The sequence below is a fragment of the Leclercia sp. S52 genome, assembly GCF_039727615.1.
Taxonomy (GTDB): Bacteria; Pseudomonadota; Gammaproteobacteria; order Enterobacterales; family Enterobacteriaceae; genus Enterobacter; species Enterobacter adecarboxylatus_B.
Genome location: NZ_CP152474.1, coordinates 2,223,462 through 2,244,476, shown reverse-complemented (window position 1 = coordinate 2,244,476; position 21,015 = coordinate 2,223,462). Strand labels below are relative to the sequence as shown.

Here is a 21,015-nt window from a genome sequence, read left to right as displayed (position 1 = left end):
TAACTATGCTACCTACTTGTACGAGAGATTAAACCGCACGGTATTCTACTAGCGTCGAAGTTTGAACTCCGACTGGAGTCGGCCTGATTACGGTTATAGTATTACCTTCTCTATACACCTCGTCAGATTTATCAGAAATATCAGTATGCAATATCATGACACCATATTTAAGTCCAGAAACAGAGGCGTAAGGGATGATGGCAGAACCCGATGAAGCACCAGCGGATAAATTAACATCAAGGTATCCATGTGTAGAAGGAATCCCTGTATTAGCATAATAAAAATTATGTCCAGCCTTCTGATCGTCTATCAAGCCATTTAAAGTACAATTGCTTATTTTGACGTTAGCCGAATTGCGCAAATAAATAATACTCGTAAAAATGCATTTATCAATGTTAATCCCAGCAGTGTTATCAAATATCGCCACGCCAGCCCAACCACTCGTAAAAGTACAATTCTTAATACTGGCATAAGCGGCAAGTTGCGAGCCAATACTTACTCCTATATTATTACCGTCTGGGTTTCTATTTTCTAAAGAAAAATGCAGGCCATTGATTGTTTTTTGTTGTTGCGTCCCTGCCGAGGCAGGCATTGAGACACCTATAACCTGCTGTTTCCCTTCAGAATCAGCTGCAATCCATCCTCCTGCGATATTGAACCCGCCTTCAACATTTAATATTACAATCCCAGCTTTGAGAATATAATCAAAATCGATTATGCCTATTTGCAAATCCAAACAATCCATTACAAAAAGACCGTACTGGACGCCGATACACATTGTCTCTTGGCCAATATTAATTGCCTCGCTTCTGGATCCCTTCTTTTTATCCGTGCTCCATGCATAAACTCTTGGTTCAATAAAAATCCCATAGGTGCCATCGACAGAGTGCCCATCTCTCCTGAAATGACACCCGCTAATTTGTAGCGAGACATTCTGCCCCCAAAGATGCAGACCTATTCGGCAATAACTACTGGTACAGTTTGAAATGGTTGAATGCCATAACCCCTGGAATTGATAACCTATTTCAAAAACCTCGACCACGATTGCCGTAAATGTCCAGCCGTAGATATGCTGATAACTGACCGATTCATTGTCTACGTTTGTTCCAATGCCTACACCAGAGCCATTACCTGTTAGTCTGATATTACTTATATAGCGCCCGCCGATGCCCCCCGTGATAACAAAGCTGTAATAGCCCGTTGGGAAGAGCGCGGGTTGCGCGAAGACATGATGAAAAACCATCGCCGCGCAAATTAACAAATGGTTTTACCTGCACTGAGTCGCTAATCAAATAACCAACATTCTCCCCACTACCATCACCATTTGTGGGAGGAATGTAAACTTCTCCGCCTCCACGTGCGTAAACAGCGTCTATCGCAGCCTGAAATGCTGAAGTGCTGTCTTTTTTACCGGTAGGATCTGCACCGAAATCCAGAACGCTAACTATTTCCTCGTTTTTGTCGTGCTGCGTACGATTAACAGCGCCAGCTAGCGGCTGATGGACTTGTACCAAAGCGTCGTCATAGTGCTCACCCTCAACAGAATAATCACTTCGCAAAGCTGCCTCTTCAGTCGATTCAGTAATTCCCTGCTGTATTTCAGCATTATTTTCAACAACACTATGATCAATTTCAGAAATACCCTCGCTATTAATTTTTTCTGACGAGCTGTCGAATTCGTCATAATTCCCCATGGTTTCATCCTGCTGCACGCAAAATTTTGTCATTTTCCTTTCCTCTTTGGTCTATTACAGTCCTTTCGATAAAAACATTGCAACGCTTTTCCATGGCTCGATTTTTCTTTAATTGCGACCACTATGAGTTTTTCAAATTGAGCATGGAACCCTTGGTAGCCCCCAAAAATAATCCCTCCGGATTATCCAATTTTTCCTGCACTGCAACGCGCAACACTTTCTCAATTAAATAGAAAAACAAGCCACTTTCTCAAAAAACATAACATGAAATTTAAGGTCAGTCACCATGATTATTGACTGAAAAAATTTCAATCGATAATTTTATAATGTAAACATTGCGCCCCGTCACTTTCATGCACTTTAATAATATCCAATAATTAACAATAAAATATAAGCACCTGATTCTTGTGCTTTTATTTGAACCATAGCGATAATAATCATTTCAGAGTCACAATGAATTTATACAGCCACAATATTGGCCGGACTTATATTTGGAAGTATAATGACAGAAAAAATTGCATTATGAGTTACTTTCCCTCCCGATAATATGCATCTTTGTTGAAAAGTGGACGTTATCATACTTATCCCATAACTTACCTTTCTAAAATCATTGTTATTGCCATAACTAATAATATCCAACTTCTGGGTACATTCTGTTTCAGAAAAAACAACGATAATATTTACAATGATATCCAAAAACAGCATTTTTTCTTGATACTTTACTTAGGCAACAGGTGTTATCTGAAATGCGCCAAAAAGCCCCATGACGCTCTAAGTTTTCTCTCATACTCGACAGATGTATAAGCGTAACATTCGAAAGCCTCATCACCGCTTACTGTGTTTTCCACGCCCTGCGTACCGATCACCTTTCACGATTGCCGGTCAGAATTGCCATCCCGTTAGATGTAGACGCCCTTTTCTTTTATAGCTACAGTGCATCTGTATCATAGTGTTCCGCTACTTTTTTATCTGTTTCTTCAATGTAAAAAGCCATTCGGTTAAACATCTAAAGGTTACTGCGTGGGTCTGGAACGCTGCAATTTCACTAAGTTACTCAATCTCTAATGAGTAACTTTGATTATAACGTGCCAATGACTTCATAATTGCATGATTCATAAGGCTTTATGATTAGATTTTAGGGGGGAACTTGATGATAATTTTAGTTACCGGGGCGACAGCGGGTTTTGGTGAAAGCATCACGCGTCGCTTCGTCGCCAACGGGCATAAGGTGATTGCCACCGGCCGTCGTCAGGAGCGTCTGCAGGAGCTGAAAGAGGAGCTTGGAGAGAGCATCCTGACCGCGCAGCTGGACGTGCGTAACCGTGCATCCATTGAAGAGATGATTGCTAACCTGCCGGCTGAGTGGCGCGACATCGACGTGCTGGTCAACAATGCCGGGCTGGCGCTGGGCCTTGAGCCTGCACACAAAGCCAGCGTCGAAGACTGGGAAACGATGATCGACACCAACAACAAAGGCCTGGTCTATATGACCCGCGCCGTACTGCCGGGCATGGTTGAGCGTAACCGCGGGCATGTGATTAATATCGGCTCCACCGCGGGCAGCTGGCCTTACGCGGGCGGCAACGTTTACGGCGCCACGAAAGCCTTTGTGCGTCAGTTCAGCCTGAATCTGCGCACCGATCTGCACGGCACCGCTCTCCGCGTAACGGATATCGAGCCGGGCCTGGTTGGCGGAACGGAGTTCTCCAACGTGCGCTTCAAAGGCGATGATGACAAAGCAGGCAAAACCTACGAAAACACTACCGCCCTGACGCCGGACGATGTCACCGAAGCCGTCTGGTGGGTGGCCACCCTGCCGAAGCACGTCAACATCAACACCGTTGAGATGATGCCGGTCAGCCAGAGCTTTGCCGGTCTGAGCGTCCATCGCGGATGATCTTTCCGAACCTGGCCTGCGGGCCAGGTCTGGGATGCCCGGCAAAAGAATGGTAGTATTTACCGGTTAATTCTCTGAGAAATCACATCCAATGGCCGCTGAATCGCAACTCAATCCGACCCAACCCGTTAATCAGCAGATTTACCGTATTTTGCGCAGCGACATTGTGCATTGTCTGATCCCGCCGGGAACTCCGCTTTCTGAAAAAGAGGTGTCGGTCCGCTTTGATGTCTCCCGCCAGCCGGTTCGCGAAGCCTTTATTAAGCTGGCCGAAAACGGCCTGATTCAGATCCGCCCTCAGCGCGGCAGCTACGTGAATAAGATCTCCCTCACCCAGGTGCAGAATGGCTGCTTTGTCCGCCAGGCCATCGAGTGCGCCGTGGTGCGTCGTGCGGCAAGCCTGATCGACGATAAGCAGTGCTATCAGCTGGAGCAAAACCTCCATCAGCAGCGCATCGCCATTGAACGTAAACAGCTGAATGATTTTTTCCTGCTCGACGACGAATTTCACCAGAAGCTGGCGCAGATTGCCGGCTGTCAGCTGGCGTGGGATACCATCGAGAACATCAAGGCGACCATCGACCGGGTGCGCTATATGAGCCTTGACCACGTCTCGCCGCCGGAGATGTTGCTACGTCAGCATCATGATATTTTCAGCGCGCTGGAAAAGCGCGACGCCGATGCGGTCGAAAAAGCGATGACTCTGCATCTGCAGGAAATTGGCGAATCGGTACAGTTAATTCGTCAGGAAAACAGCGACTGGTTTAGCGAAGAGTAAGAGTTCCGCATCCTGTCGAATGCCCGGGATGCGGCAATTGAATTAGCGCACCACTAATACCGGAATTTTGGCATAGCGTAATACCGATTCGGCGTTCGAGCCCAGCAGATGCGTTGTTACGCCCGGCTTTTTCGAGCCGATAACAATAATATCGAACTCCCCTTCAGCACTCATCGCGATAATTTCATCGCGTACGCTACCAAAACGCACCGCGGTATGAATAGTGTCATGCGGAATATCAAAGAGCCGCTTTAATTCATTCATTTTTTTGTTGGACTCCTCGGTCATATAGGCCTCGAATTTCACAATATCCGAGGAGAAACCGCGCAGCATGGCGCGACTGCTGACCGGGAGCACATTCAACAAGGTAATTTCGGCATTATCCGCCCGCGCCAGAAAGGCGGCATGGCGCACAGCCTTGTCACTTAAATCCATTTCAAATACATCGACAGGCATCAAAATTTTCTTATACATAGGCCTTTCTCCTTATATCGATAATATGTTTATTAACGATATTCAGAGTGACATGAGTTTATCAAACGAAGGTTAAACGGCAGGGTCAGGAAATAAGCGGTACAGGTAAAGAAGTGTGAATATAAGATCATGCCGCCGCGAACGACGGCATGTGGGGGGCATTAGATCTGCGCGGCGTACTGTGCCACTGTGGCTTTCGCCCCGTTTTTCAGCAACGCAGCGTAAGCGTTCATTACCGCATCAACGAAGACACTGTCGTGCGGGAGTTCCTGGCCGAAAATGGTCTCGATACCCAGCAGGGCTTTCACGCGACTTTCGCCTTCCGCACTGCCCTGCACTGCCGCCTGGATCACCGGCAGCAGCGGATCGCACACTTCGATAGCCTCGCCACCTTCATCCACACCGCCGACATAGCGCATCCAGCCGGCAATGCCCAGCGCCAGCAGCGGGAAAGGCTTCTGATGCACCCGGTGCCAGCGCACGGAGTCCAGCATACGCTGGGGCAGTTTCTGGCTGCCGTCCATGGCGATCTGCCAGGTACGGTGGCGCAACGCCGGGTTACTGTAGCGTTCGATCAGCAGATCGGCGTAACGGGCCAGGTCCACCCAGGTGACTTTCAGCGTCGGGGCCTGCTCGTTGAGCATCAGCGCGTGGGCGGCGCGCTTGTAGTTGGCGTCCTCCATGCAGTCGTTGATATGCTGGTAGCCCGCCAGATAGCCCAGATAGGCCAGGAACGAGTGGCTGCCGTTGAGCATGCGCAGCTTCATCTCTTCGAACGGGATCACGTCGGCCACCAGCTCGGCCCCCGCTTTCTCCCAGGCCGGACGTCCGGCAACGAAGTTATCTTCAATGACCCACTGACGGAACGGCTCGCAGGCCACCCCTGCAGGATCGCGCACGCCGGTGATCTGCTCGATTTTGCTCAGCGTGTAGGCGGTGACGGCAGGGACAATACGGTCGACCATGGTGGACGGGAAGGTAACGTTGGCTTCGATCCAGTCGGCCAGTTCGGCGCTAACTGCCCGGGCATAGGCGCAGGTGACATTGCGCATCACGTGGCCGTTCTCCGGCATGTTGTCGCAGGACATCACGGTGAAGGCTGGCAGACCGGCATTTTTACGCCGCGCCAGAGCCTCCACCACCACGCCCACGGCAGAAACCGGCTGATGTGGGTTTTGCAGATCGGCGGCGATCATAGGATGATCCAGCATTAATTGCCCTGTCGCCGGTGCGTGGCAATAGCCTTTCTCGGTAATAGTCAACGAGACGATTGCCACCTGCGGTTCGCACATGGCCGCCAGCACCGCTTCCAGCCCATCCACCTGAGCATGCAGCGCTTTTTTCACCACCCCAACCACCCGCGCCGTCCAGGCATCGGCTGACATTTCGGCGACGGTGTAGAGGTTATCCTGAGCCTTAAGGTCCGCGATCTGCTGCTCACCGCCAATCAGGTTGACCTCGCAGTATCCCCAGTCGCTGCCGTGGTCAGCTGCCAGCATATCGGTATAGACCGCCTGATGGGCACGATGGAAAGCGCCAAAACCCAGATGCACGATGCGCGACTGCAGGGCATCGCGGTTGTAGTGAGGAAGCGTAGCTTGCGCATGTAATAACGGATTTTTCATGATAGTACTCATTAATGTGATTAAGCGATGGATCCGGGCCGGAGTGACTCTCCTGCCCGTCTTACTAACCCAACTAGAATGGTAGATGGCATAAATAATTCTCTGCCGTTAACCATACTGATTGTTGATATGTCGATATTGATTTACGTTAACTTTTCACCATCTGGTGTGACACCAACTGCAAGTTGTGTGACAGCCTTAAAATGCTGTAAACCACTCACCCGGCAGTGGTGATGCTTTCACGCGGCTGCTCTGTGGCTGGCGTCGGATCCGTCCAGAGCGTGTCGTAGTCATGGCCGGTCAGATCCTCCACGATGCGCCGCACCTGGGGTTCAACCGCCGCTTTAGCACCATTGGCCCGCAGGCGCTCGACCTCTTCCACGAAGATCTGGTGGGTCTGCTTGTTCAGACGGAAGGTCAGAGCCTGCCAGAGGGCGAGGATCAGCAGCCCGGCGGTGCCGATAAACATCAGCATGGCGATCGTGTGAATCGCTTCCGGCGGCTGGACCTGACTCCCCTTCACGAAGCCGCCGCTTTGTAGCAGAAAACCGACCACAAAGGTGGCGATGGCAACCGTGGTTTTACGCGAGAAGGTCATTACCGCAGCAAACAGCCCTTCCCGGCGCTGACGGCTGACCATTTCGTCAATATCAGGAATGAAGGGGAAGACGTTCCACGGAGTAAACTCCAGCACGCAGCGGCCCACCTGATACAGCCCGGCCAGCAGGAACAGCGTGAACACGGTATTCAGCGCAGGGATCTGGTACACCGCCAGGAAACCGCCCAGGCACAGCATCATCACCAGATAGGCGAAAACGTACAGCCGGGCCGGGCCGTATTTAATGATCCCAAATCCGGCAATCAGCGTCACCGGCAGGCCGACGATACTCATCGACAGCAGGCTTCCCGCCAGCGATGACGAGACGTTCAGGCAGTAGACGCAGAAGAAGACAAACACGGTGTTGTAGACGTCTTTGCCGGTGAACGACAGCAGATAGATAGCCAGATGCTTTCTGAAGGCGCGGATTTTCAGCGTCGAGGCGTAGGATTTAAACAGCTCAACAACCATTCGCAGCTTGTCAGAGAAGCTGGTTGGCATGGCTGACTTTTCCAGCTCCGCCTGCATCTCCGGGGTGATCTCCCGCTCCCAGGTCACTTTCCACGAGATAAAGACGCAGATCATGAACAGCACCGCGAAGATCACGCCGTTAATCAGATAGGCACTGGCGCTCTGCTCGCCAAAATAGCCGATCAGCAGTCCGGGGATAAAAGTTGCCAGGAAGGTGCCGGAGGCCGACAAGAACATGCGGCAGGTGGACAGTTTGGTGCGGCCGTTAAACTCTTTGGTCATCTCCGACGGCAGCGTTTCCCAGGGGATCAGCACCATGGCGGCAATAATTTCAAACGCCAGATAGACTGCCAGGTAAAACCCGTAACTCATGCCGTCGAGCCACAGCAAGGCGTAGACCAGCATCAGCGGCGCACCGATCAGCAGGAAAAAGCGCCGACGGCCAAATTTCTTACCAAAGTAGTTCTTATAAAAGTGGTCGGTTAAGCTGCCCATAAAGAGGCTGACTACCGCGTCGACAATACGGGCGATGGCGACAATGGATGCCGCTTCCATCGGGGATAAGCCCACAAAGGTGGTGTAGAAAAATAACAGCCAGGCGCCGATAACGGTAAAGGCACCGCCGCCCATAATATCGGTCAATCCGTATCCAATACTCACCGGAATGGTGATGTTTTTCTTTGCACGAGACATACAGTTTCCTTACCTGAAAAAAATCCAGTTAATTCCCGATGCTTCCCTGAGATGGTGCGTAATAGCGTTGTTTTATGAGAGGGGTAAAAAAAAGACTCTCCTGCGTTGGCAGGAGAGTCATCAGGCGTCAGGAGATAGCGCGATGTTTGTTGTTAATACCTATCGCGGCAGATTTGTCCTCTGCGGCATCTTCCAGGATGCTCAGGTCGCGGTCCCGCACTTCCGGCATCAGCAGGGCTGAGACCAGGCCGATAACGGAGTAGACCACCACCATCACCGCAATAGGCCACCAGGAGCCGGTCATGTTGCAGAAGATCCCTGCCAGTACCGGACCAAAACCGACCGCCACCAGACCGCCCGCCTCTTTCGAAATCGCCATCCGGGTGAAGCGGTTACGTGAACCGAACATCTCGGCCATGGTGATATTTTCCAGAGCAAACAAGCCCAGCACCGCAAAGTTGTGGATCACGATAATCGAGGTCATGATCACGCCCGGCGTATTCGATTTATCGACAATAATCGACAGCATCGGGTAAGCCAGAATAATGGCGGAAATATTCAGCAGAATATAAGGCAGACGACGGCCGTATTTATCTGACAACCAGCCCAGCAGCGGAATGGTAATAAAGCCGAGAATAGAGCTGATCATTAAGGCGTCGGTCGGGATAGCTTTATTAAACAGCAGCGTCTGCACCAGATAACCGGCAAGGAACGTCTGGATCAGACCGGAGTTACCCGCCTGGCCGAAACGCAGCCCGGTTGCCAGCCAGAACGACTTGCTTTTTACCATCGCCCCGACGGTGCTTTCCTGAGCCGCAGCCTGCACCGGCGCTTCTTCAGCGTTGACCTGCTCGAATACCGGACTCTCTTTGAGGTTCATACGCAGCCAGATGGCAAAGATCATCACCACCACGCTGGCGAGGAACGGCACGCGCCAACCCCAGGCCAACAGCTCTTCGCGGTCGAGAGCGAAGAACATTACCGCCCAGATCGCGGTGGCGCTGAGGGTCCCGCAGTTAGTGCCCATCGCCACCAGCGAGGAGATGATGCCGCGTTTCCCTTTCGGCGCGTATTCCGCCAGCATGGTGCCCGCGCCGGAGATTTCTGCGCCAGCGCCGAGGCCCTGGATTATACGCAGCGTCACCAGCAGCACCGGGGCGAAGATACCAATCTGCGCATAGGTCGGCAGCACGCCGATCAGGGTGGTACAGATTCCCATCATGGTGATGGTGATAAACAGCACCTTTTTACGCCCCACGCGGTCGCCCATTTTGCCGAAAATAAAGGCCCCGACGATACGGGCAATATAGCCCGCGCCGTAGGTCCCCATCGCCAGAATCAGCGCCATCGCCGCCGACTGTTCCGGGAAGAAAATCTCGTGAAACACTAATGCTGCGCCCAGCGAGTAAAGCTGGAAGTCCATGATTTAAAGCGCTGTGACGGGTCTTTGTGGGATTGTCCTTAATTCCTGAGTATTTAACAGTAACTTGCCGCTCGTGAAATGCATCCATTTGTTCTTTTGCATATCACCTGCGGTACTTTTATGCCCCATCCATGCCCCAATATAACAGCACACCACGCCATCATCCGTGATTAATGCCTTGCCTCTGAGCTTAGTGAACTGCGTTCGACAGCCGGGCAAATCGATGCAAACGAACGGCTTAAACAGAGATGCCAGTAAAAGCTACCTTGAAAAACTGAAACGCATTTTATAAATGATGTTTGAAGAGATCGATATGTGAATGGTTGCGGATTAGGTCTTCAACTGTAGCGCTTCCGGTAGGACGTTTTGTGCCAAAAGTGGACGCAAAATACACGTCAACAAGAAAAGGTTTGTCTCGCTCCATTTTGGTCATGAAGACGATCTACTATTCAAGAAAATTTCGTTGTTCGGGCGTCTCGACATTTTCCTGAAAAGAAGCCGCGAAGAGGGAACCTTCACGGCTGGGATCTTTTCTCGCTGGCACAGTGACGACGAAAAACGTGGCGCACATTTACGCTCAGTAAGTTTTTACTTGTTGTCTTAGAGCAACAAATTTTACTTCAGAAATTTTGCCAGCTTGCAACTCACTGCTCAAATCAGAGGAAAATAAAATCGATTTGTGAGGCCGAAGACTTAGTCTTTGCTGAACATGGCTCTTTGTTTACCAAAAAATTTACCGAGCATGATGGATAGCCACCATATAATGAAGGCATAAAATAGTACCATGCCGATATGATTCGGATCGATTGCAATACCAACTACAGCGAAAATAATACCGAGACCTATACCTATCCATTCATATTCTCTTATAGGTTCGTACGTAATCCGGGCTGTGCAGCCGTGGCAAAATTTTGCCTTCCAAACGCTTTTCTTGCCGCAGAAAGGACAGGTGATTTTCCTGACACTGTCTTCGATTCTATGTTTTTCTTGAACTGCTTCAATTTTCTTTAGCGTTTCAAGAGCCCTTTGGTTGCCATTCTCACCAGCCATGCGAAGATAGTCTTTGCCTTTTTCATAGTCATGACGGGCAATGTACATTGCCCCTAAATTCGCCTGGGCATCGCTATCCCCTTGTTGCGCAGACAATGTATAGTATTCGAATGCCTTATTTTCATCTTTGGGCACACCTAATCCATGCTCGTAAAAGGTGCCTAGATAATATTGGGCAGAGCTATTACACTGTTCTGCCGCAAGTGCGTAATATTCCGCAGCTTTTGAATTATCTTTAGGAACCCCAAATCCATTTTCGTGTAGCCACCCCACGTAAACCTGAGTATCCGAGTCGCCCTGATCTAACGGAAATTTGAACCACTCCAGGGCTTTTGAATAGCTCAGAGGGACTCCGTTTCCCGTTGCATATATGACAGCCAAAAAGTAATGGGCATCTGACCTACCCTGTTCTGCAGCTCTTGTCAGCCACTCAACGGCCTTTTTACCGTCCTTTTCAACTCCGTCGCCGTCACGGTACATTTTTCCGAGTTTAATTTGGGCGTCAACATCGCCCGAAGAGGCAGATGCGTAGACGGGATTATAATCGCGGCCTGAAACTGAATTTGATTTAAGTTCGTCCATTTCTGTAACAACCCTCAGAGAAGTGCAGTGCTATTAATTATCGTTAAAGGTAAATGCGAACGTGTACATTGACACATTTTAATTTAGGTTAAGTCCTACCGATCCGCAGATACCATTGTCGAAAATATCTTAATCACAATAACATCATTCAGTTTAAGCTTTAAAGACATAGGTCTCGAACTATTCTGTGAAAGTCATGTAAAATAAGAAAAATAGTCGCTGCTTCGTATGAGGATCCATCGTTTGGCTCTTGACCGGGCATATATGAGCGGCACCTTACACCGGCCTGTCACCCTCGTCTGTACTATTGATGAAGAATGTAACCCGCCCCATAACCTCGACCTCTTCCGCTGCTGCCCCCTCGATTGCCTCGCCGTCGTCAGTTATTAACGCCTTACCTCTGAAAATTGCGAACTGCGTCTTGCCACAACTGAGGATCAGTAGAACTTGCCCCTGAACCAACCTTGTGACCGGTTCGATAACTGCAAACCCTGATGAAGTTTCCAGGATTCGGCTTTCGTTTGTGGTGCAGATACTCACCGGGGATAAACGCTGCTCGACATAATCGGTGGCTGGAGATACGAAGCCCATCAGAACACCTGCCCCATAGTGCGCAAGATCCAGTATCGGTTCTCGCTATCGTCCGGAGTCTTGTCTACGAACCCAGTTTGATAGAACTCTATCCACTCGTTGGCATCGACCAGGGTGAAATGATGGTGAACCTTCGCCAGCTCCCGAACGAAGTCAGAAGACCGCAGGCATTGGTAACCTTTGGGGTTAAGCTGAATAGCAGCGTGGAAAGCCGAGTTAATGTCTGATTGGCGGGGCATGGTGACCTCTCATTTATTATTACTGTGCATTCATACAGTAGTTTTAAAGAGAGTGCAGATCAAGAAAGCCCTGCCTATTGATAATTACTGCTGAATATCCGGCTGTTCTGCAGAATTGACCAAGCGAGTGCATTGATCCTTTTGGAGACAGAAGTAAAGGTGAAGCAGCTGTAGGCGAACGGCTTAAACAGCGATGCCAGCAAGAGTGATTGGGAAAAGCTGAATCACATGCTGGAAGAGATGTTTGAAGAGGCCGACATGTGCTGGTAGCGGATTGAGCTTTGTAAGGCCCAGAGATGTAGTGGTGGCCGGACACTGCTTCATGTCACAAAAGGGCTAAACCACTTGTTTAGGCCAGCGCCTTCTGCGCGGCGTTGGAACGATGGAGCGTTTAGTAAGCCGGGTTCCGCATACGGAACGTACCGCGTCATGTGGCAGGTTTTGCACGGGATTAAAAGAAGTGAAAAAGAACCGGTTGCTTCTGCATACAGGACAGATGAATTTCATAACAGCTCTTTCGCCTCCGCACTGTTGGCTGGACCAGCCTCATAAACTTTCCGTTGTATCCAAAAGAACATCACTTAAATATTTTTTATTATTATGCCTCTGGCTCCTTACCAATGGCCAGGACAATACAGATAGTCGGATCTTGGCAGACGTCGTCCTGAATGGTTTTAAGGTTGTTCCGGACCGCACCAGATATTTAATAAAGCCCTTGAAAGACCGACAAGACCCGACACGATAAGCACAAACAAACCAGCTAAAAGCGCAACATTTGCCATGAGAAACTCCTTATCAAGGTCTTAAAAAAAGGCCTGCCGCTTGAGCAGGCAAAGGTTATCAGCACAAACATACAGCTTACTGTGATCTAGGTGCCGGGTGCCTCCCGGTGGCTCGTTACCAGTCATACGGGCCGCAAGCATATTTACACGAACATCAACTGGATTGCCCCGCCGCACAGGGGGGATTCACCTTCATTAAATTTAGATGATTTTAAACGAAGCGCTAATGCTTCCTACCTAAAGTAATGGCTAATGCCGCCGATATGTTAACTACCTGCGTCCTGAACGCGGGATTGATAACAAAACTAAGGGATTTGTGCCCGTTCCCGTACGGGCTTTTTTCTCTCTTCAGAGAGATCGTAATTGCAGTTGATGATAATTACTGCTGAACATCCTGATGCCGTTACGCTTTCAGCGCCTGAACCTCAGACTGCAGCTGCGCAACCTGCATGGTCAGTGTCTCGATTTTGGCAATCGCGTGATGCAGCGCCAGTGCCGTATCCATCTGGATGACGTTATTATCAAGAGCCAGGGTGTCATCTTTATCACAACGATTTCCCTCTTCGTCGAACTCAGGCGCTGCAGGAACCAGCTTCACATATTCACGGTCAATATCCCGTAAAGCGTCCTGAGCAATGATCCCTCGGCGCACACGTTCGAAGTAGTCACCGTTATATATGAACGTGCAGGGTTTCAGCTTCCGGATGTTATCGTAGGACGCTTTCCCGTCGTCATATGCAATGTCGTGTTTTAACGTAGCATCGGAGGTTGCCGCTTTCTGGAATACATAATTACCCGAAAAACTGCCACCGCCATTGACGCTTAAGTCCCCACCAGTCGGATCGAACATCCAGTAACGAGTGCCAGCAGAACTGTTATCACCGAATTGTGTTAAAACAGTGTGGGCCCATCTTGTTGTTCCGTTGCCAACATTTGACCAGGAGGACCGCAATTCATAGCCTCCGTTATGTCTATATCCCCATGTCATGGCGGTGATAGCACCGACACCGCCACCATCAGTGGTCATGTTCATGTAGCAGCCGGCTACGCTCGGTTGCATGCTATCCCACCAACCCGTAGCTTTCGGTGGGCCTGAGCTTATCCTGCCGTCTATAGTGAAGTACCCATCACTGCGAAAACCATAATATGCCTCAGCTGTATTGGCGGGGTTTGCCACTGCCAGGGTATACCAGTTGTAGCCGTCCGCTCGCCGCTCAGCATATGCCCTGGATGAAGCCAGGACTGTGCCTCCAGAATTCTTGGCCTCTTGATATAAGATACCCGTCGCTCCGGTCGCACTATCTAATTTGTTGGACAGTCGCACGTTACCATTTACGGTACCACCGTCTGCGCTGAGCGCCTTTACGTCTGCCGCAGTAAGGGTGATATTATCATTTCTGAGTGTCATATTATTTCCTTAAGCCCAGACGCGCGCCGGTGTTTTAGGGTTAACGACGAAATCATGCACGGATGATAAATCCAGTTCGTCATTCATCACACGAAGGTTGGCGTGGTAGCCTGGCTCATTGACGAACGTAATAACTTCCTTTTCCTCCCCTGCATTTTTAATTTCAGTGGGGACGGCAATAACGCCGATTACATCCAGGCTGATATCCGGGTGATATAAACCGCCCTGCTCCTCATCATCCATAAACCCCGCCGAGATTAATTGCGTGCGCATTTCGTCGGCGTCATTAAAGCGCAGGTATAAGTCTCTCATTAGCGGAGTCCATTAATTTGGTTAAGAGTCAACAGGCGATGCCATATACGGAAGTTTCGAATGTGGTATACAGCGAAAGAATTTCCATTAAATCTTATGGATGTGCCGGAGTATGTTGGACCGGTAGGCGCTTGCCCAGAGCGCGTGGTGCTTTTACCATCAAAGTAACCGGTAACTGTATTATCGTTGGCTACATCAATAGTCTGTACATATGTTTTCTTGTTAAATGGGTAAGTTAGATTTGCAATGGCTATCCCACCCGACCCCCGATAAGAAATTAACTGGCCCGCAATACCTCGAATAATAATATCGTTACGCGCTCCCACATTTGCTAAAAAATCCACATAACCTACGCCAGTTGTGGGTACTGCGAATTTATCCACTGTAAATTCCAACGCTAAGGTACGGGCGAAAGTGTCCCCAACGATTCCGTATCCGATATTACCTTGTGGTTGTAAATCAAGCTGGTCATTTCCGCGCGTTACAGTAGCAGCGGCAGTTGAAATATATGAAGTGGCGTTTGGTAAAGCCTCCAGTTGCGCCCCCCAAATATATAAACCAGACACGCCATCCCCGGTATAACTTGCTGTCACACCGTCCTTCGCTAATTGCAGACGGAAAACGGTACTCTGACTCGCCGCAGCGGTAAATGTCATCCATACGCGATATACACCATTACTGAGGACGTCAAACCCACGATCAACATATTGAGACCCCACTCCACCACTCCCAACAAACGCCCCTGCCACCGGGTCAAAGAAGACACCGGACGTACTTCCAGAGGCAATACGTAGATATAACAGTCGTGGGTTTGTATGAGCTTTAACAAATACCGAATAACAATATGTTGTACCAGCTATTAAAACAATATTGCGGTCCTGGGTATAATGTTCACTACCTGCCGTATCTTCCACCATCAGCGCCATTGTCTTATCGCCCCGAGGGGAGTCACCGCTGTTGTTTGTTGTAGTAACTCGCGAACCCGCCCCCCACTGCTCGGAGTAGGTATATAAGTTTGTACTCTGCCCCTCCATCAATAAACCGTCACGTTCAAAACGAGGTTCGTTAATATCGGCTAACTTCATCGTTCCCGATTTATCGTAATAAGTCCCGACGGTTGATCGGGTAAGGGTCGCGGACTTTGTTGGAAGCTCAAGTATCTGCCCGGAAATAGTCAACCGGTCGTAAGGCGCAAATCCGGCCAGCAGGCGGAGGTCATCATTGAGCGGTAACCAGACATCAGGGAACGGGGCCTCCTCATAGGGTACAGACGTCAGCTTCTGCGCAGCGGCCAGTGATGCGGCGGCGTTCGTTTCGCTGGTTTTGGCGTTGGTTTCTGAGGTCTTAGCGTTCGTCTCCGAGGTTTTCGCGTTGGTTTCTGAGGTCTTGGCGTTCGTCTCTGACGTTTTGGCATTTGTCGCAGACGTTGCAGCAGCAGTTTTGGACGAATTCGCGTTCGTCTCTGACGTTTTGGCATTTGTCGCAGACGTTGCAGCTGCCGCAGCGCTGGTTCCTGCCGCGTTCGCAGCGGCGATCAGCTTCGTCCAGCTGGGCCCGGTTTTTTTCGAACCGTCGGCCAGAGTTACGGTGACGTCACCGGTCCCAGATAAAATCAGGTCCTGGTTAACGATATCAATTTGCGCCTGGCGAAAACCCTCTGTGACGGATTTCGCTAAATCGTCATCAATCGTGGCCATTCATGATGTCCTTAAAATGAAAAACCCAGCCGGAGCTGGGTTATGTTGTTCTGAGAAATTGAGAGAGGGGATTACTTTTTAAGGGATTGTCTGAAGTAATTATCATAGGGGGCACAGTCGATATACATAACTCTCAACCCCGCGACCCAGGGTTTTATTGTCAGGCTTACACTTCCCAGCGTTGACTGATAAACCTCCGTGCTGTTCGTTCTCCATCGGCCATTACTGGCGATACCAGCACCGGCGCAGGTGTAATTCGAAAATCCATAGCTCGGGTGTGCCGGATCCTGGGGGATATACATAAAACTGGTAATTCCCGTGGTTACTGCCAGCGGTCGATCTGACTCCATATAAGACTGGGTTATGAATTTTGCGTCCAGGGGAAGGCAGTTGTTGTGCCACACCATTACCCCGTCGCGGTACATGTAGAACCCTGCCGCAGGCATGGGTGGCAATACCTTTGCAAATATATACGCCCTAGTCGGATACTGGTTCTGTCCCGCATTAGCGAACTGCAGCTGATATGTGCCCCCACTTTCTATTTGGTTAAAGAAGGATCGGCTAAGTGCTCCTCCTTCGTAATTGCGGTTCCGCATGAAAACCATAATACCGGCTCCCACAGGGACACCGGTATCAACAGTTCTGGCACCGGCCTCGATATCAATCACGTTCGCCAGCACAAAAGGGGTGAAGTCAGGCGCGAGCTTTACAGTTTTCACACCAGACGAGTACTGATACAGAGCAAACCCGGCGTATGTCGTATCAGCGCCTGTTTTTGCTGTTGCTGTCACCATCAGCCGCAGCGGCACAGTGGTGTTCCATGTCAGTGTGCTGCCTGAGACTGATGCGGTGATCGTGTTATTTTGCTCATTGTTAGCCAGGGTGTTATTCATGGCCGTAACGGCAAGATCAAAACCGGGAGCTGAATATGCTTTTGAGCCACTACCATTTACGACGAGGTGATCAATAACATAGGTGAACCCCATAGAGTTGGTCGCATCAAAGCCGGTACCCTCAACAAACATCTGCATCATAACGGTTTGCCCATTACCACCAGGGGCCTGTTAGCGGCGTCATAAAATACAATCCTGTCCGCATTGATTTTAAGCTGACCGCCACCAGTGCTCCCGTTCATTTCAAGCGTGCCCCCCTTATCCAGCCGCCACCCGGCAGAACCTGCTACATAATTGACCGACTGAATGAAGTTACCGATCTTGGCGTTATCGATAGACCCGTCCTGGATGAACACCGAGCGCAAAAACAGCTGCCCGCCGGTGGCGGCAAACACCAGTTCCTGCCCGGTGGTCGTCGGGTTATAAACCGCAAACGTGTCGGCGCTGACGAGGAAGTTAGAGGAGCCTGCGGCATCAATGCCCAGCTGGATACCCGCGATGCGTTTAACGCCGTTCGCCTCTACCTGGACTTTAACGCCCCACTGCGCGCTCAGCTTACCATTGATATCTGCAACAGCCTGGCTGGTCGTCTGGACATTGGCGTTGGTTTGCCCAATAGACGCCGTCACCTGCTGAATGCTTGTCACCGTTGCGCTCTCCAGATCTGCAACCGTTCGATCAATGCGCGTAATGGCTGCAGCGTTGGTCTGGCCGTTTTGCTCTACCGTGGACTTAAGCGTGGTGACCTGCTCCGCCACTGCACTGGTTGCATCCGCCGCGGTTTTCCGGACGTCTGTGATCTCGGCCATCGTTTTCGTTTCGCCAACGGCAAACGTCACGCGCTGATCCGAGAACGCTGTGAAGTTGGCGAGCGCATTGGTGACGTTGCCAACAATACCGGCGTCCCGGCTGGCCGTGTTACCGTCCACGTCAACCTTCAGGCTGTCGATACGGCGGCCCAGCGCGCTGTCACCATCCGTACGGGCCGTGGTTTCCGTACTGATGTCCGCCGTGTTCTGGTCAGTGGTGGCCTTAACCGCAGCCAGGGCGGTGGTCTGCGCCTTGTTGTTATCAGCGACCGTTTTATCGATGCGTGTAATATCACCGGTGTTTTTGCCAACGGTGGTCTGCAGCCCGGAAAGCGTGGTGGCCTGAGCCTCCTGCTCAGTTGTCAGCGTAGCCAGCTCCTGCGTTACAGATGCCTGGTTAGTGTTAACGGTCGATTCCAGTTTCTTCCGCTCTGTCACCTCCGCTTCCTGCGCCGTGATGCGCGCCTGGCGTTCGGTGTACAGCAGACCCGATGCCAGTTTTGACGGGTCGTCACCGGCATAGCCGCCCCGGATCTGAGTCGCCAGCGTCTCGCGCGCCGTGGCTTCCGCCTGGTCGCCAGTGACACGGGCTGTCGTCTCCTGCTGCAGCGCCGCCATCCCGGCACCCGGTGTTGGCCGTCCGACCGCCACCCAGTCAATCAGGTAATAGTTTGTCGCGTCCTGTTTGCTGGACAGGTCCAGGCGGATTTGGTTAATCGTGGTATCAGCCAGCCATGGGATATCGTCGCATTCAAGAGTGGCGACGCCGTCAGAGTTATAAGCAGGCTCGGCCACTGCGAACCGGTTGGTGTCGTTGAAACCAGCCGTGTTGCGCCAGCGGATTTCCCCTGTCCATGCAGGCGAACCAACTTTCTTGATGCGCAGCTTCAGGAAGCGATACGCAGCTGCTGTAATGGCCAGCGAGCCGGGAGACGTAACGTACGGATCTGAGGCATGGTTAGCCGGGCGGAGCCAGCCATCAACAATGGTCGGCGTGCCGTTACCGGTCCAGCCTTCTGCTGTCGAATCGAAATACCAGATTTTGGCCGGGTCGAACTGCGAGCCGGTACCTGCGGACACCTGCGCGATCTGCTGCGCCAGCGATTCGGTGCTGCTCTGAATCGTCTGGTTGACATTGCTGATATCCGCGACGCGCTCGTTCTTCTCGTTCAGCAGCGCCTGCCCCCGCGCCGTAGCCTCGTCGGTGATGGCTTTCTTACGGTCCGTGACTTCCTGCGCCAGGCCCGTTTTAGTCGCCGCCGACTCTGTCGTAACTGCGGTGATGTCGTCGCGCGCTGACTGGATATCGTCACCCAGATCCGTAATTTCCGAAACAAGGTCCTTATAGGCGTCGGTCTGCTTAATCTGATTATCGATATCAACCAGGTAATCTGCGGCGGTTGAGCTGCTGCTGCCCTGAATGAAGTCAGTCCAGGCCGACTTGTTGCCGGTGCGATCCACCAGCCGCGCCCGATACCAGAAACCTACCCCTGCCTTTAGCCCAAGCTGCTGGTAGATTTGCTGGGGATACGGGACGCCAGCCAGCAGCATCGGGTTCGCGCCGGTTGATACCGTGGAATACTGAATTTCTGTCTGCAGCGTATCACCAGTGCCGGCAGGGAAATCCCAATCCAGCTGCACCCCCCCAGAGCAACGGCGTGGTACGGAAATTAACTGGCTTTGGAACATCGCCCACCCGGCCTTTGAGGTGTGTCAGCGTTGACGTTGCCCACAGGCTGGACGCCCCGCCTGAGTTTATCGCCCGGACTCGCACCAGGTAATCACCTTCAAAAATGCCCGGTACCTCAATGTTGCGAAGGCCAGTCTGAGGGACGTTTACCCACTCGCTATCGTTCCGGCGCCATTGAGCCTGATAGGCGATCACATCGGCCTGCGGCTTACCGGCTTTATCGAGCGGAACATCCCAGGATGCAGTCAGCGTCGCTATGCGCTGGCCCTGGCGCACCGACTCGTAACTCGATACCACGATATTGCCGGGCTGTGATACAACTCCCGTGGGGATGAGGCTGATCGGCGGGATATCGAGGCGCGCATTGTGGTCGACGGCATCATACTTCGATGCATTGTATTCCGCGCCGGTAATGGAATAGGTGTTCTCTTCATCGTTGAAGGTCAGATTCGTGACACGAAAATACTGCAGGCGCAGCTGCCCGGCATCGATAACGAATACGGCGTTTGGCGCTGGCGCTGCTGTGAACGGAGTGGCCACGATCAGCTGCGTGCCGTTGACCGCCTGTATAACCCGGCTTTCCACAATGCCGCCCTGGGTGCGGATCATCAGTGTGTCACCCGCGACAGCGCTGGTACCGCGATCGGTTGTTACCGCTTTAAGCCCGGCGTTATAGTCCGTGAGGCGGCCACCATAAACACGCCCGGAAACGCGCTCATCAGCGAAGGCAAATACGGTGCCAGGGACATAGGCGAAGCCATCCAGCCCGGTCTGCAGCGTAATGATACGGTCCAGTGAATTAGAATAAACCGCCCACCCGCCGCGGCGCTGCGCCTCGCTCTCGCGCGTGCACCCGATTGCCGTCAGCTGCGTCTGCTTGAATTTGAACTGCTTCACCAGCTCAGGAAACATTACCGCGGTGGTGCGGTCCTGATAATGGTTATCCGGGTCGCTGAAGTTAATCAGCGCGCTCGAGAATCGTGTCTTTTCGCTGCCGCTGGAATACGTTGGCTTCCCGGCCTCATATTCAACGTAGCGCGTAAGTTCCCGCGCCAGCGCATCAATGACCGGTTCGTAGGCCTGTTGGTTCAGGTCGCGTACGCCAGCCAGCAGAGAAGCCAGGCGGCGGGCACTGTAGGTATCCGCGCGCTTGCCGTCCAGCAGCACCAGCAGCCTGGCCGCCAGGTCAGCATCCATTTTACTCAGCAGCGTTACCATGCGCCGGGCGACGCCGTTACCGTAGCGGGTCACATACAGGCCATGCGCTATAGTCTCATCCTGCAGGCGATCGTTAACGGACCGGGTCATA

The 21,015-nt window shown here is 51.4% G+C and carries 15 protein-coding genes and 2 pseudogenes; 3 read left to right on the top strand and 14 right to left on the bottom strand.

The features are described 5' to 3' along the window. Positions 1 to 28 precede the first annotated feature (28 nt). Complete coding sequence (locus tag AAHB66_RS10795) at positions 29 to 1,261, bottom strand: hypothetical protein (protein ID WP_347116221.1); 1,233 nt, start codon at positions 1,259 to 1,261, stop codon at positions 29 to 31. Continuing rightward, entirely contained in the window at positions 1,146 to 1,727 is a 582-nt protein-coding gene (locus AAHB66_RS10790; RefSeq protein ID WP_347116220.1) for a glycosyl hydrolase family 28-related protein, read from the bottom strand. Before AAHB66_RS10790 ends, AAHB66_RS10795 begins: the two co-directional genes overlap by 116 nt. A gap of 1,117 nt (positions 1,728 to 2,844) precedes the next feature. Between AAHB66_RS10790 and ydfG the strand changes: the two genes are divergently transcribed. Together ydfG and AAHB66_RS10780 are read left to right on the top strand one after the other, a co-directional pair. After that, positions 2,845 to 3,591, top strand: coding sequence for a bifunctional NADP-dependent 3-hydroxy acid dehydrogenase/3-hydroxypropionate dehydrogenase YdfG (ydfG, locus tag AAHB66_RS10785; RefSeq protein WP_347116219.1), 747 nt, complete (start codon positions 2,845 to 2,847; stop codon positions 3,589 to 3,591). A gap of 91 nt (positions 3,592 to 3,682) precedes the next feature. After that, positions 3,683 to 4,369 carry a GntR family transcriptional regulator gene (locus AAHB66_RS10780; RefSeq protein ID WP_347116218.1) on the top strand — a complete coding sequence of 229 codons (687 nt, stop codon included), beginning with the start codon at positions 3,683 to 3,685 and terminating at the stop codon, positions 4,367 to 4,369. Between the two features lie 42 nt (positions 4,370 to 4,411). Here the strand turns inward: AAHB66_RS10780 and AAHB66_RS10775 are convergent, their stop codons facing one another. The 6 genes and pseudogenes from AAHB66_RS10775 to AAHB66_RS10750 form a co-directional block, all read right to left on the bottom strand. Then, positions 4,412 to 4,843, bottom strand: a complete 432-nt coding sequence (locus tag AAHB66_RS10775; protein WP_347116217.1) for a universal stress protein — start codon at positions 4,841 to 4,843, stop codon at positions 4,412 to 4,414. A 161-nt stretch (positions 4,844 to 5,004) separates the two neighbouring features. Next, positions 5,005 to 6,468, bottom strand: a complete 1,464-nt coding sequence (locus AAHB66_RS10770; RefSeq protein WP_347116216.1) for a mannitol dehydrogenase family protein — start codon at positions 6,466 to 6,468, stop codon at positions 5,005 to 5,007. A 217-nt stretch (positions 6,469 to 6,685) separates the two neighbouring features. Further along, positions 6,686 to 8,230, bottom strand: coding sequence for an MFS transporter (locus tag AAHB66_RS10765; protein ID WP_347116214.1), 1,545 nt, complete (start codon positions 8,228 to 8,230; stop codon positions 6,686 to 6,688). A gap of 127 nt (positions 8,231 to 8,357) precedes the next feature. Beyond that, a pseudogene (locus AAHB66_RS10760) lies at positions 8,358 to 9,653 on the bottom strand (MFS transporter); the annotation flags it as partial. A 693-nt stretch (positions 9,654 to 10,346) separates the two neighbouring features. Beyond that, the gene (locus AAHB66_RS10755) at positions 10,347 to 11,285 is read right to left on the bottom strand and encodes a hypothetical protein (protein ID WP_347116213.1); all 939 of its coding nucleotides are present in this window, start codon (positions 11,283 to 11,285) and stop codon (positions 10,347 to 10,349) included. Between the two features lie 276 nt (positions 11,286 to 11,561). Next, the gene (locus tag AAHB66_RS10750; protein ID WP_347116212.1) at positions 11,562 to 11,876 is read right to left on the bottom strand and encodes a hypothetical protein; all 315 of its coding nucleotides are present in this window, start codon (positions 11,874 to 11,876) and stop codon (positions 11,562 to 11,564) included. 348 nt (positions 11,877 to 12,224) lie between these two features. Here AAHB66_RS10750 and AAHB66_RS10745 point away from each other — a divergent pair. After that, positions 12,225 to 12,385, top strand: a pseudogene (locus tag AAHB66_RS10745) (DinI-like family protein); the annotation flags it as partial. Between the two features lie 915 nt (positions 12,386 to 13,300). On the opposite strand, the gene AAHB66_RS10740 reads toward AAHB66_RS10745, so the two are convergent. From AAHB66_RS10740 to AAHB66_RS10715, 6 genes are all read right to left on the bottom strand, one after another. After that, entirely contained in the window at positions 13,301 to 14,305 is a 1,005-nt protein-coding gene (locus AAHB66_RS10740; protein ID WP_347116210.1) for a tail fiber domain-containing protein, read from the bottom strand. 9 nt (positions 14,306 to 14,314) lie between these two features. Continuing rightward, complete coding sequence (locus tag AAHB66_RS10735; protein ID WP_347116209.1) at positions 14,315 to 14,617, bottom strand: hypothetical protein; 303 nt, start codon at positions 14,615 to 14,617, stop codon at positions 14,315 to 14,317. Then, positions 14,617 to 16,314, bottom strand: a complete 1,698-nt coding sequence (locus tag AAHB66_RS10730) for a hypothetical protein (protein ID WP_347116207.1) — start codon at positions 16,312 to 16,314, stop codon at positions 14,617 to 14,619. The genes AAHB66_RS10735 and AAHB66_RS10730 overlap by 1 nt, the downstream gene beginning before the upstream one ends. A 71-nt stretch (positions 16,315 to 16,385) precedes the next feature. Continuing rightward, positions 16,386 to 17,348 (bottom strand): hypothetical protein, encoded by a 963-nt coding sequence (locus tag AAHB66_RS10725; RefSeq protein ID WP_347116206.1) that lies wholly within the window; start codon positions 17,346 to 17,348, stop codon positions 16,386 to 16,388. Further along, entirely contained in the window at positions 17,345 to 19,657 is a 2,313-nt protein-coding gene (locus AAHB66_RS10720) for a DUF1983 domain-containing protein (protein WP_347116205.1), read from the bottom strand. Before AAHB66_RS10720 ends, AAHB66_RS10725 begins: the two co-directional genes overlap by 4 nt. Further along, a complete protein-coding gene (locus AAHB66_RS10715; protein WP_347116204.1) occupies positions 19,620 to 21,014 on the bottom strand; it encodes a phage tail protein in 1,395 nt (464 codons plus the stop codon). The genes AAHB66_RS10720 and AAHB66_RS10715 overlap by 38 nt, the downstream gene beginning before the upstream one ends. Position 21,015 lies beyond the last annotated feature (1 nt).